This window comes from Mesorhizobium sp. C277A (genome assembly GCF_040324395.1).
Classification (GTDB): Bacteria; Pseudomonadota; Alphaproteobacteria; order Rhizobiales; family Rhizobiaceae; genus Mesorhizobium.
This window is the reverse complement of sequence record NZ_JAMYVW010000002.1, coordinates 3993451-4006556: the sequence shown is the minus strand read 5'-3', so window position 1 is coordinate 4006556 and position 13106 is coordinate 3993451. Positions and strand designations below refer to the sequence as shown.

The 13106-nt window shown below is 61.6% G+C and carries 12 protein-coding genes; 5 read left to right on the top strand and 7 right to left on the bottom strand.

Features of this window, described 5'->3' with window-relative positions; translation table 11 throughout:
• Positions 1-38: 38 nt before the first annotated feature.
• The 4 genes from NKK52_RS19710 to NKK52_RS19695 form a co-directional block, all read right to left on the bottom strand.
• On the bottom strand, positions 39-1145 hold the full coding sequence (locus NKK52_RS19710) for an ABC transporter ATP-binding protein (protein ID WP_023683163.1): 1107 nt from the start codon (positions 1143-1145) through the stop codon (positions 39-41).
• 25 nt (positions 1146-1170) lie between these two features.
• Positions 1171-2076, bottom strand: a complete 906-nt coding sequence (locus NKK52_RS19705) for a carbohydrate ABC transporter permease (protein ID WP_023671100.1) — start codon at positions 2074-2076, stop codon at positions 1171-1173.
• Positions 2069-3004, bottom strand: a complete 936-nt coding sequence (locus NKK52_RS19700; RefSeq protein WP_023683164.1) for a carbohydrate ABC transporter permease — start codon at positions 3002-3004, stop codon at positions 2069-2071. Before NKK52_RS19700 ends, NKK52_RS19705 begins: the two co-directional genes overlap by 8 nt.
• An 81-nt stretch (positions 3005-3085) precedes the next feature.
• Entirely contained in the window at positions 3086-4351 is a 1266-nt protein-coding gene (locus NKK52_RS19695) for an ABC transporter substrate-binding protein (RefSeq protein ID WP_023683165.1), read from the bottom strand.
• 145 nt (positions 4352-4496) lie between these two features.
• Here NKK52_RS19695 and NKK52_RS19690 point away from each other — a divergent pair, with 145 nt between their 5' ends.
• Entirely contained in the window at positions 4497-5702 is a 1206-nt protein-coding gene (locus NKK52_RS19690; RefSeq protein WP_023683166.1) for an ROK family transcriptional regulator, read from the top strand.
• A 29-nt stretch (positions 5703-5731) separates the two neighbouring features.
• Here the strand turns inward: NKK52_RS19690 and NKK52_RS19685 are convergent, their stop codons facing one another.
• A complete protein-coding gene (locus NKK52_RS19685; protein WP_033000351.1) occupies positions 5732-6772 on the bottom strand; it encodes an aminopeptidase in 1041 nt (346 codons plus the stop codon).
• A gap of 238 nt (positions 6773-7010) precedes the next feature.
• Positions 7011-7244: a hypothetical protein gene (locus NKK52_RS19680; RefSeq protein ID WP_023683168.1), complete on the bottom strand. Its 234-nt coding sequence runs from the start codon at positions 7242-7244 to the stop codon at positions 7011-7013.
• A gap of 185 nt (positions 7245-7429) precedes the next feature.
• Between NKK52_RS19680 and NKK52_RS19675 the strand changes: the two genes are divergently transcribed.
• On the top strand, positions 7430-9430 hold the full coding sequence (locus NKK52_RS19675) for an AI-2E family transporter (RefSeq protein WP_023683169.1): 2001 nt from the start codon (positions 7430-7432) through the stop codon (positions 9428-9430).
• A gap of 129 nt (positions 9431-9559) precedes the next feature.
• The gene (locus tag NKK52_RS19670; RefSeq protein WP_023671107.1) at positions 9560-9718 is read left to right on the top strand and encodes a hypothetical protein; all 159 of its coding nucleotides are present in this window, start codon (positions 9560-9562) and stop codon (positions 9716-9718) included.
• Positions 9719-10153: 435 nt separating this feature from the next.
• Here NKK52_RS19670 and NKK52_RS19665 read toward each other — a convergent pair whose 3' ends face one another.
• Complete coding sequence (locus NKK52_RS19665) at positions 10154-10522, bottom strand: response regulator (protein ID WP_023671108.1); 369 nt, start codon at positions 10520-10522, stop codon at positions 10154-10156.
• A gap of 155 nt (positions 10523-10677) precedes the next feature.
• Between NKK52_RS19665 and NKK52_RS19660 the strand changes: the two genes are divergently transcribed.
• Together NKK52_RS19660 and NKK52_RS19655 are read left to right on the top strand one after the other, a co-directional pair.
• Positions 10678-12471 carry a PAS domain S-box protein gene (locus NKK52_RS19660; protein ID WP_023683170.1) on the top strand — a complete coding sequence of 598 codons (1794 nt, stop codon included), beginning with the start codon at positions 10678-10680 and terminating at the stop codon, positions 12469-12471.
• A 192-nt stretch (positions 12472-12663) separates the two neighbouring features.
• The gene (locus NKK52_RS19655) at positions 12664-12957 is read left to right on the top strand and encodes a hypothetical protein (RefSeq protein ID WP_023704064.1); all 294 of its coding nucleotides are present in this window, start codon (positions 12664-12666) and stop codon (positions 12955-12957) included.
• Positions 12958-13106: the final 149 nt, after the last annotated feature.

Genomic DNA, 13106 nt, shown 5'->3' with positions numbered 1-13106 from the left:
GCGGAACTCTTTTCAGATCAAGCTTCGGTCAGATCGGGTCAGATCAGGCGTTGGGTCGTCGGGTCGAACAGGCACGCCCGCGCCATGTCGATGCCGAGCGTCACCGTCTCGCCCATAAGCGGCGTGCCGTCGGGGTCGAAACGGCCGGTGATCTCCTTGCCGCCCAGGCGCAGGACGGCCATGGCCTCCGCGCCTGTCGGCTCGACGAGCTCGACCACTGCATTGATCTGCGCGATGCCCGGCTTGCGGCGCGCAAGGTCGGGATCGAAGCGGTAGATATGCTCGGGACGGATGCCGAGCACGAGCTGTCGCGGCGTGTCGGATGGGAGCGCCTGGACCATCGGCAGGCTGGCCGTCTTGCCGTCGGCGGTCTGCAACACAACAGTGGCGCGACCGCCTTCCTGGCTCAGTTCGGCGGCCAAAAAATTCATCGCCGGCGACCCCATGAAGCCGGCGACGAACATGTTGGCCGGACGGTTGTAGATCGTGGCGGGATCGTCGAATTGCTGGACCTCGCCCTGGTGCATCACGGCGATGCGCGATGCCAGCGTCATCGCCTCGACCTGGTCGTGGGTGACGTAGACCGTGGTCTTGCCGACGCGGTGATGCAGCTTCTTGATTTCGGTGCGCATGTCGACGCGCAGCTTGGCATCGAGATTGGAGAGCGGCTCGTCGAACAGGAACAGTTTGGGATCGCGCACCAGCGCCCGGCCCATGGCGACGCGCTGGCGCTGGCCTCCCGAAAGCTGTCCGGGCTTGCGCCCTAGCAGCGGTTCGATCTGCAGGAAGGCGGCAACCCGCTTGACGGCCTCGTCCTGCTGCGGCTTCGGGACGCGGCGGCTTTCCATGCCGAAGGTGATGTTCTCGCGCACCGTCATCGTCGGGTACAGGGCATAGGACTGGAACACCATGGCGATGTCGCGGTCCTTCGGCGCCACCGAATTGACCAGCCGCCCGTCGATGCGGATCTCGCCGGAGGTAACGGATTCGAGCCCGGCGATCATCGCCAGCAGAGTGGACTTGCCGCAGCCGGACGGTCCGACCAGCGCGATGAACTCGCCGTTCCGCGCTTCGAGATCGATGCCCTTCAGCACCTCGACCGCGCCGAAGTTCTTGCGCAGCGATCGGATGATCAATGTCGACATGCAATGCCCTTCACTTGATCGCGCCTCATTTGATGGCACCTTGCGTCAGGCCGCGCACAAAATACTTGCCGCCGAAGAGATAGATCAGCAGCGGCGGCAGCGCGCCGATCAGCACGGCGGCGCTCATGACATCGTAGGCGCGCACATTGGTGCCGCTTGCCGTCAGCGCGACGAGCGCTGCCGTGATCGGCTGTTGCTGCCCGGAGGTGAAGACGACGCCGAACAGATATTCGTTCCAGATGCCGGTGAACTGCCAGATCACCGTGACGATCAGGATCGGTGAGGAGAGCGGCAGAATGATCTTGCGGAAGATGCGCCAGAAGCCGGCGCCGTCGATGCGCGCCGCCTTGATCAGGTCGTCGGGGATGCTGACGTAGTAGTTGCGGCAAAACAAAGTGGTGAACGAAATGCCCTGGATGACGTGGATGAGGACGAGCCCGTAGACCGAATTGCTGAGGCCGAGATTGCCGAGGATGAACGCCCACGGCATCAACGAAATCTGGCCCGGAATGAAGACGCCGAGCAGCATGCAGGTGAACAAAGCTTCCGAACCCCTGAAGCGCCATTTCGACAGGATGTAACCGTTCATCGCGCCGACCGCCGTCGAGATGATCGTGGCCGGGATCGTCATCTTCAGGGAGTTGTAGAAGTTGCGCTGCATGCCCTCGCAGGTGCCGCCGATGCAATATGTGCTCCAGGCCTGGCCCCAGGCATCGAGGCGGAAGCTGCGCGGCAGCGAGATCAACCCGTTGCGCGCGATCTCCTGCTGGTCGCGGAATGAATTCAGCACCACCACCAGCAACGGGACCAGGTAGATCGCCGCGAAGACGACCAGCAGCCCATAGATGGCGAAGCGGGTGAGAAAATGCCGGCGCGACGCGACTGCGGCAGCGCGACGGTCGAGCGACTGGTCCAGGGAGACGTCAGCCATGGCCGGCTTCCTTGCGCCGGCGCCAGACCACCCAGAATGAATAGGGCACCAGCACCACGGCAACAGCGGCAAGCATCATGATGGCGGCGGCCGCACCTTCGCCGATCTGGCCGCGTTGGAACATCAGGTCATAGACGTAGATGGCGGGGAAGGTGGTCGAGATCCCCGGGCCGCCTTTGGTCAGGGCCGCCACGAGGTCGAAGGTCTTGATGGCGAACTGGATCTGGATGACGGCGACCGCCAGGAAGATCGGCGCAATGGTTGGCAGAAGCACCTTGCGATAGATGCGGAACGTCGATGCGCCGTCGATCTGCGCGGCCTTGACGAGGTCCTGATCCACCGAGCGCAGGCCGGCCAGGAACAGCGCCATGGCAAAGCCCGAGGCCTGCCAGACACCGGTGATGATCAGCGCGTAGATCGCATAGTGCCGGTCGCTGGCGAGTGCGAAACTGAAGCTCGCCCAGCCGAAACCGCGCACCATGGCCTGGATGCCGTCGGTCGGATTGTAGAGCCAGCTCCAGACCGTGCCGGTGACGATGAAGGAGACGGCCAGCGGATAGAGGAAGATCGTGCGCCAGGCCGCTTCGCCGCGCACGCGCTGGTCGATCAGGATCGCCAGCAGCAGTCCCACCGCCATCGAGCCGACGATGTAGAAAGCACTGAAGAAAAACAGGTTGTTGTAGGCGATGTTCCAGCGCCGGTTCGCCCACAGCGACGCGTAGTTCTCCAGGCCGACGAAGCCGTAGGTCGGCAGCAGCGAGGAGTTCGAGACAGAGATGTAGAGCGTCCAGCCGGTGAACACGAAGACGTAGACGAAGCTCGCCACGAGAGAGGGGCCGAGCACCAGCAAGGGCATCGCGGAGCCCAGCCGCTCGCGCCAGGGGCGGGCGGGTGCCGGTACCGACAGGATCAGGTCGTGATTTGACATTCAGGGCACGGAAATTGGCAGAGCACGGGACTGGAAGGGAGGACGGCCGGGCGGATAGGCATCGCGCCCGGCCGTTGCCATCTATTTCTGTGCTTCCGCCGCGTCGGCCATCGCATTGGCGCCATCCTCGGGCGACATGTCCGGCGTCGCCACGAACTCGGTAATGGAGTCCATGATCGCGCCGCGCATCTTCTGCGGGATGGTCATGTTGTGCGCCATCGAGCGGACCAGCGTGCCCTCCTTGATCGAAGCCTGCAGATCCTTCTGCGAGAGCTGCTGGCACGGATTGAAGCCCTTCGACAGATCGATATCCAGGCGTGCGGGGATTGAGCCCTTGGCCTGGTTGAAGACCGTCTGGAAGTCGGGCGACAGGATCAGGCTGGCCAGCAGCTTCTGGCCGTCGATGTAATCCTGGTCCTTCTGCTTGAAGAACACGACCGAGTCCGAGTTGAGGATGAAGCCGGGTTTGCCCCAATCGGTCGGCGCCTGGGCGCAGACATAGTCGGTGCCTTCCTTGAAGCCAGCGGCGGTCAAAAGGCCGATCGTCCAGTCGCCCATGATGTGGAACGCCGCGTCGCCCTTGCCGACGAGCGCCGACATCGAATCCCAGTCGCGGCCGACCATGCCCGGATCCATGTACTTGCTCGTCATCAGGCGCATCTGCGTGAAGGCCTTGACCATCCCCGGGCTGCGCATGGACTCGACATCGCCTTCGACGAAGGCCTTGCGGTAGAGATCGATGTCCTGGCCGTAGAGCACGACCTCGAACACCGTCGAATCCGTCCAGTCGGCGGTCGAATGCGAGATGCAGATCTTGCCTGTGGCGACGATCTTGTCGCAGGCCGCATTGAACTCGGCCCAGGTCTTCGGCATTTCCGCCACGCCGGCCGCCTGCATGACCTTGGGCGAGGCCCAGAGCCAGTTGATGCGGTGGATGTTCATGGGCGCGGCGACCCATTTGCCGGTCGGCTTCATCACCGGAAGCAATTCCGGCGCCACCACTTTCTCCCACCCTTCCGAGGCCGCCAACTCGTCGAGATCGGCGGTCATGCCGGTCTCGTTCCATTCGGCGATTTCCGGGCCCTTGAGCTGCACGGCAGGCGGGGCATTGCCGGCGATCACGTCGGCGCGCAGCTTGGCCAGCGTATTGGCGGTGTGGCCGGCGATCGAGGTCTGTTCCCATTTGCCGCCCTTGGCGGTGAACATCTCGCCGAGCTTGGCGATCGCCTGGGCGTCCGATCCGGTCGCCCACTGGTGCAAAAGGTTCGTCTTGGGTTCGGCGAAGGCTGCCCCGGCGAAAAATGTGCACGCAGCAGCGGCCGCAAGCGCGGTCATGACGGACTTCATCGTTTCACTCCCATATCGTGTTGCACGGTTCGTCTCGACCGCTTATGGCCGCGGTTTGAAGCCGCCGCCGGCGAGATGCGTCAATCTCGAGTTCTTTCCAAGATGACATATTGGAGCTATCAGTCAACGATGTTTATGTTGAGCCATGACAAAACCTTCGCTTAGAACCTGGCTGATCGACAGACCCTCCGCGTCGCCGGAGAGCATGATCGTGCGCTGCCTGAGCGAGCGCGGCGCACTCTCGGCGTTGCAGATCGCACGCGCCACCGGTCTGGCGCGCTCGACGGTGTCAACCGCGCTTAACGGCTTGAAAAAGTCTGGAATGGTGATCGAAGCCCCGACCAGCCGCGACGGCATCAGAGGCATCGGCAGGCCAGCCGCGGCGGTGACGCTCAATCCGACAGCGGGCACCTGCGTCGGCATTCACCTGGCTCTTCAGCAGATACGGCTCATCGTCGCCGATGTCTCGCATTCCGTCATTGCCGAACAAAATATTCCGATGGCGCTGGACTACCAGCCGCAACAGGCGGCCCAGGCGGTCAAATCGGCGATTGCCCAATCCTACAGGGAAAATGGTCTGCCGATGGCGGGGCTCCTGGGGGTTGGTGTCTCCGTCTCCGGCCCTGTCAGCCGCGATGGAGTGGTGCTGCGCGCAAGCATGGTTCCAACATGGGCCGGCGTCAACATACGAGATGTGTTCGGACCCGTCCTGGAACAGCCGATCTTCGCCGACAACGAGAGCAACTGCGCGGCCATTGCCGAGCTGATGTGGGGTGCGGCCGTCGGCCAGGACGATTTCGTGCTGTTCAAGATCGATCTGGGTGTCGGCGGCGCCATTGTCCAGCATGGCCGGCTGGTGACGGGCGTCGCCGGCGGCGCCGGCGAATTCGGGCACATCAGCATCGATCCCGGCGGCGACCTTTGCCGCTGCGGCAATCGCGGATGCCTGGAGCTCTACGCGAGTTTTACCCGGCCGCTGGAACAGATTTCGCGTGTCGTTGGGCGGCAAGTCACCATGGACGATGTCATCGCCATGGCCGAGCAGGGCGACGTCAGGGCGTTGCGGATGATCGAGGATACCGCCGAGATCGCCGGCCGGGGTCTCGGCCTGATCGGCTCGGTGCTCAATCCGCCGCTTATCATCATCGGCGGCCACATGGCTTTGGCAGGGGACATTCTGTTGACGCCGCTGATCGCGTCCTATGAACGCCATACGCTGATCAAGTCCCGCGATATCGCTCCCGCCCTGCGCACGCGCATCATCGTTGGCAAGCACACCGAGAACGATGCCTTGCTGGGCGCGGTCGGCCTCGTTTTGAGACACCAGACGAAGGAACTGTCGCTGGGGTGATCGTCAGGACCTGCCTGTGCTTGTTCAAGTCAATTGCACGTGTCAGCAGCCTTGAGCGCTTCGGCGCGGGACGATTTGGGCAAATCCGCGATCCGCCGGACAGAAGCGTAAAACCTTGGATAGTTGCCCGAACACAGGTCGAACAAGCGAAGAAAGGCCGGAACCTGTTCACCGTAGACAGAAGTTGCCGCGAGCTTGGCGTTGTTTATCGGGGCAGCGAACCAGGCGTCGTATCCCCGGTATCCCGCCCAGTGCCTGTCGCGCATCTGCCGGTAGCGCGCCCGCATCCTCTCGATCGCGGCTTTCTTTGCAGTCGCCATCTTTTCCGGGGTGCGGGGACTACCATAGACCTGCCTTAGCTCGTCGCGCGTCTTCGCCACCAGTCCAAGAAAATCGGCGCTGCGCTTGCGATCGGCTTCGTAGCGGCGCAATCCGGCCCGGTCGCCGGCGGCGCGGAGCCATTTCCTGACGCCGCTGGTTTCGACGGCAACGGCGAACGCCTCGTTGAATGCGGAATCGCCATCCACATAGAGGCGCTGATGCGCCAGCTCATGAAAAACAAGGCTGGCGAGATAGGTGTCGTCCTGACGCAGCATGGTGCTCAGCAGCGGGTCACTCGACCAGCCAAGCGTGGAATAGGCGGTGACGCCCGAGACATAGACGTCCAGCCCCTGTCTTTGAAGTTCGACTGCGTTCTCAGTCGCGGATTTCCGGGAGAAATAACCCCGGTATGGAACGCAGCCGAAGACCGGAAAGCACCATGTTCGTGGCGCAAGCGAGAATTGCGGCGCGGCAAAAACGGCCCAGGTCACGGCATCGCGATGGATGTCGACATAGCTGCGGTAGCTGTTGTTTTCGGGCAGTGCCAGCTCATCTGTCGCAAACCGTCTTATGGCGCTGGCCGACGTCAATTTGGCGCGCAATGCTTCAGGCGTCGAAGGATCACGGATGAGTTTTGCAATATTTTTGCGGGCGGCCATGATCTGCGCGTGACCCTGCAACGACTGCGCGTAGTAGGAAATGCTCGTGCAGCCGGTCGCCCCGGACGCGATGATCGCCGCGGCAAGCATCCGAAGAACGCGCTTCACTGTTTGCCCACCCTTGCCCATCTCCCCATGCAGCAAACGTCCTGGTCACCCTCAAACAGGAGGCACCGGTTTCCGTCAAGAGCTGCAGGGGCAGGGGGCGACACCGACCTGGGCAGGGCGATGCGGCCATTCGCCTACGATTGACGAAAGTCCGCCGCAGGGCGGAGCGAGCGAGATACGGACCGTCCGTCGAGGCGCGGTTCCCCCAAGCTGCCGCGCGCTACTGGTCCGAAAACCTCACGCTCACGCCGCGCTGGCGAAAATAAGCCTGCATCAACTTACGGCCCGAGCGGTTGTTCTGGGCCAATTTGGCCGGATTGAACACCGCCTGTTTTGCGCCCTCTCGTGTCAGCGCAGCCTTGAGCTCCGCGATATGGGCGTCGATGTCGGCATTGTCCGCCCGCAGCGAGGCATAGATACTTTCGGTCGCTTCAGCCACAGTCGGTTCGCTCACAGATGTCGTCCTTTGGTTGGTTGGGCGGCGGCTTTACCACAGATTTGCGGCTCCGACGATATCGACTGAACCGTCAGAGCACAGCGCCCAGGGCGCAAAACCGCAAAACGTATGTATTCGGCCCTGCTAAACATTGCCCGGCAGGCGAATGGGTCTAACTATCGCTAGGAAACGGGGGGAATCACGTGGCTGCCAATCGTCGAAACGACATCTCATCGTCCGAGCGAGGGCTAGGACGGATTCTTGCGGCAGGCAATGCCCATCCGCGCACAGCTCTGCCTACCGTGGCAACCATCGTCACGACAGTAGCTGCGCTGTATTTCGGTCGTGAGGTGTTCCTTCCCATTGCCATCGCGCTGCTTTTGACCTTTGCGCTGGTGCCGATGGTCTCCGCACTGAAGCGTGTCGGCTTGCCTCGGCTGCCCGCAGTGCTTCTGAGCGTGATTGGCGCATTCGCGGCCCTGGGCCTGTTCAGCTTCATTGTTGCGACCCAGGTAAGCGAGCTTGCTCAGAACATTTCCGTCTACCAGACAAACATTCTGACCAAGGTACGTTCCCTCAAGGAGACGGGCGTTGGTGGCGGCATAATTGCCAGGCTGAGCGGGGTGATCGAGCGTGTCGGTCAGGAGATCGACAAGCAGGATGTGGCGCCGCCTGCGGCCGACAAGCCCCGGCGCGAGCCTGTTCCCGTCGAGATCGTCGCCCGCGAGAGACCTCTGGAGGTATTGCAGAACATCATCGGACCGTTGATCAGCCCGCTGGCATCAGCTGGCCTGATCATCATCGTCGTCATCTTCATGTTGCTTGAGCGCGAGGATCTGCGCGACCGGTTTATCCGCCTCGTCGGCTATGGCGACCTCCATCGCACAACGCAGGCATTGCAGGATGCCGGCAAACGGGTTGGCCGCTATCTGATCATGCAATTGGTGGTCAATATCGTCTACGCGATACCAATCGCAATTGGCCTTTGGGTGCTCGGCATTCCCAACGCGCTGCTGTGGGGGTTGCTGGCACTGGCGCTGCGCTTCGTTCCCTATATCGGCCCTGTTATCGGCATGCTGCTGCCCTTGTTTCTGGCCTTGGCGGTTGCGCCCGGCTGGTCGCTGGTGCTGTGGACCGCCGCACTGTTTGTCGTCATGGAATTGGTAACCGGCAACGTCATCGAACCGTGGCTCTATGGCTCGCGCATGGGACTTTCTCCTTTGGCAATCATCGTTGCGGCAATTTTCTGGACATGGTTGTGGGGGCCGCTCGGCCTGGTCCTTTCGACGCCGCTGACAGTTTGCCTCGTCGTCCTCGGGCGACATGTTCCGCAGTTCGAATTTCTCGACGTCCTGTTTGGCAACGAGCCCGTCCTTGAATCTCACGCCCGGCTCTATCAACGGCTCCTGGCCGGCGATCCCGACGAGGCCACTGACCATGCCGAGGAGATCCTCGAGGAGAAGTACCTGATCGATTTCTACGACACTGTCGCCATTCCTGCTCTCCTGTTGGGCGAGCAGGACCGCATGCGTGGCGTGATGGGCGATCAACAGCGAAGGCAGGTGGCGGCGAGCGCCCAAATTCTTGTGGCAAATCTTGCCGACGATGCACAGGAAGAGGCAAGCGAGGAAGATGCGCCGGCAACCACCGCGGAAGGGAGCGCGAGCAGGGAAACAGATGGCGTCGAAGAGGAAGAGATCGAGCTGCCCGACGGCAAGGACATGTCGGTGCTTTGTGCCGGCGGTCGCGGCGAACTCGACGATGCCGCTGCCGCCATGCTCGCTCAGGTGCTGGAGGTGCAAGGTGCTACGGTGGCGAAGGCCAGTTTTGTCGATATGGAGCCGGCAGGTATTCGTCGTCTCGAACTAGAGGCGATCGACACCGTCGTGGTCGGTTTCCTGAACCGGGATTCGCTCAAGCATGCCCGCTTTCTGGTCCGGAGACTGAAGCGCGCCAAGGCAGGTTTGAGAATTGGGATTGTGTTCTGGTCAGACGCGGAGCAGGGCGATGTCGGGCAAGAAAGGCAAGCTTTGGCCGCCGACATCAGCGCCGATTTCGTAGCGCACGGCATGGTCAACGCTGTGCTTGGCGCACTTTCTCCAGCGCCGGCCGTTCCCCTCAAAGTCGTTTCGAAACGCCGCGATCGACGCCGTCCGGCCCCTCGAAAACGGATCCCGGCCCAGGCAACGGCCGCAACAGCCTAGCCGCACCGCCATGTCTCAGATTGCCGCGCCGGCGCTGGAATGCCTGGTGCGACGGCAAGATCGTCCCCACTCGCAAACCATGGAACAATCTCGCGGCCTTGCGGTTCCTAACATCGAAGGAGAACCCCCATGCTTAGATTCCTTATCCGCCTCGGCGCGATCTACGCGGCGTTCCAGATCGGCCGAGAGTTCGGCCGCAAGGAGACCGAAATCATGCTCCTGCCGCCGCCCGTTGACTACGAGCGGCAACCGACGTCAAGAAACGAAACCGATTTCGGAGAGGCATAGGACCGGTCAATCTGTCTGGTCGATCTGGCCCATGCTGGCGCCGTCCCTGCGCGGGGCGCTTTATCGTACGAACGGACCCGGCCACTTGGCTGTTGCCAGGATCGTTTCTGGCAACGCAATAATTGAGCCGCTATCTCTGTCGCTCAAACGCGGCACAGCGAGGTTGACCGTGCGTCGAAGAATGAGTCTCAGATCCTGGCGTTGAGCCGATGGAGAAGGCATGATCAGCACGGGCAAGGACGAGCACAACCCTAAGAAAGTGGAAGGGAATGAAGCACTGGTGCTGTCAACTGCCAAAGAGACCGGCATCACCGAGGATCAAGCGCGCGACCTTGTTCGCCTGATCGGCACCGGCCGCAATTCGCTGCTCCGTGAGGCACGGCAGCTGCTCCGGCAGCGCCTGGCTAGTTTAGACCGAAGGTGCTCAGAGCACGGCTATCCCGTCGCCTTCTGCTGCCCGGCGGTCATCGCTTTGAGAGCCCGGACCACCTCTGCAGGTCCGGCGGGTTTCATCACTCTTACGCCGGACGAGAACGCTTCGGGGGTTTCCTCGAGCCCCAGGCCGGAATAGACGATGAAAGGAACCGCCCGCCCTGCCAAGGTTTTTGCCGCGTCAACAGCCTCGCCGTCCGACAGCCTTACGTCCAGGATCGCTGCGGCGGGGGTATGGTCCGCAAGAAAACGTTTCGCCTGGGAACATGTCGCCGCCAATGCCACGGCAAAGCCCGCCTCCGAAAGAGTGGACTCCATATCCAGTGCTATCAAGGCTTCGTCGTCGACGACAAGGACCAAGGGTTTGCCCATGCGCGGATGATCGCACGTTTGTAGATGGAAGACGAGTCGAGGCTACGACCCTTTTAGGGTCCGGTTCCCGTACGCAGCGGGTCGAGACCGCGAGCAATGGGAACCAACTGATCCAAGCCGCATTATATTTGGTTGGACTGGACAAGGTGTTTGGGATGCATGAAGCAACACAGGCGAATGTTGTCGCCTTCGAAAACCCGGGGGTGTCCAGCAATGACGGTCTGGATTTCGATTACAAGGATTTCTTCGAAAACGGCGCCGTTGCCCTCCATCTGGTGAACGCAGACGGCGTAATCGTGCATGCCAACCAGGCTGAGCTCGACCTTCTCGGCTATCCCGCAGAGGACTACCTCGGTTGCCACATCGCCGAGTTCTATCCCGACCGGGACGTCATAGAGGACATTTTGGGTCGCCTTGCCAATGGCGAGAAGATCGTAAGATATCCGGCGCGATTGAGGGCCAGCGATGGATCGATCAAGCACGTCGAAGTCACCTCAAGCGGACATTTCCGGGACGGCAAGCTGATCAACACCCGGTGCTTCACGGTCGATGTAACCGACTTGGTGCACACCCGCTCGGAGCTCAGGCAGCATGACAGTACCTATCACCAGATACTCGACGGCCTACCCGTCGCCATCTACACGACCGATCAGGATGGGACGATCACCTACTACAACCGCGCCGCGGCCGATCTGGCAGGCAGGGAGCCTGAGGTCGGCAAGGATAAATGGTGTGTGACGTTCAAGCTGTTCAGTGCCGACGGCAAGGAATTGCCGCACGATGAATGCCCGATGGCCATCGCGCTCAAGGAGAACAGGCCGGTCCGCAATCAGCAAGCTGTTGCGCAGCGTCCCGATGGATCGTTTTTTCCGTTCCTGCCCTACCCGACACCGCTGCGGGACGAGCACGGCGCTCTGATTGGCGCCGTCAACATGCTGCTGGACCTGACGGACCGCCAGCGTGCCGAAGAAACCAGGCAGCACCTGTCAGCGATCGTGGAATCCTCATTTGACGCTATCGTCAGCAAGGATCTCAACACCATCATAAAAAGCTGGAACCACGGCGCCGAACGGCTTTTCGGCTATACCGCCGACGAAGCGATTGGCCGGTCGGTGACCATGCTGATCCCCGAAGACCATCAGGACGAGGAACCCCGCATCCTCCAACGCATTCGCCGCGGCGAGCGCGTCGAACCATTCGAAACGACCCGCCTGCGCAAGGATGGCAGCCTGGTTCCGGTTTCGCTGACGATATCGCCCGTGCGTAACGCAACCGGGCAGATCACCGGCGCATCGAAGATAGCGCGAGACATCACGTCGGCGAAGGAGAATGAATACCGCATCCGCATGCTGATGCGCGAGGTCAACCACCGGGTGAAAAACCAGTATTCGGTCATCCTGTCGATGATCCGGGAGACCAACAAGCGATCGGAGACGCCAAAACACTTTGAAACCCAGGTGCGCGAGCGCATCATGGCGTTGTCGCGATCTCACGACCTGCTTGTTTCGGCGGATTGGAAGGGTGCCACGATCAGCGACCTCTTGGCGGCCCAGGTCGAGCCTTTCCCGCGGGGGGATGTGATCGAAATGTCGGGCCCATCATTGGTGCTCAGTCCCAACGCAGTTCAGTATCTCGGGATTGCCTTCCACGAACTGGCGACCAACTCGGCCAAATACGGCGTGCTCTCAGGGGACAAGGGCCGGATTTCGGTCACATGGGGCATCACCGGTTCCGGTGCTTCGAGGCTCTTTCACCTCACCTGGGCCGAATCCGATGGTCCGCAGGTCCAGACTGTCGGACAAGGTGGCTTTGGAACCGTTGTGCTGAAGCGGGTTGCGCCCGCAGCGGTCAGTGGGCAGGGAATTCTCGAACACGGTCCGCATGGCATAACATGGAGCCTGGAAGCGCCTTTGGTTTCCGTGGCAGCTTCTGCCGACCATGAAGCTTAGAAGCAGGAAGCAGCCCTGCAACGAGCATTCGTCAATTGGAAGCCCTTGATGCGGCCTTTGCCGAGCGAAAACCCCGTTTCCGCTAAAGATCGCCAGAGCCATTGCTAAAGTCGGCAGAGCAAATCACCGGCAGAGGGCGCATTTCGTTGCACGGAACGGGACAGGACCGGCGTAGCCAGAGGCGAGGTAACTATGGACATCGACGAGTTCCGTGCGACCCTTCAGGGTGTAGAGCCCCCGGCGAATCTTGGGATGGCGCTCCACGCTCTATGGTGGGATAGACAGGGCGATTGGGAGCGGGCGCATGAGTGTGTGCAGGCCAACGAATCTGATCCGGCCTCTGTATGGGTTCATGCCTATCTGCACCGCAAAGAAGGCGACCTTTCTAATGCAGCCTACTGGTACCGCCGCGCCGGGCAGCCTGTGGCAACTGGCAAGCTAGACGCAGAGTGGGAGTCGATTACAGAATCACTTCTTGCAGGATAGTGAGGGTCGCCCAAGGGGCAGCCTAGCGCCTCATCGCCCCGTAGAGGCGAAACTCACCTCCGCCCGATGGGATCGGCTGGGCCCAGGAGGTCCGAACGTTTCCGCATAAATTCATGCAGCGAGATTGTTCTCGCGATTCCGTAAGGTCT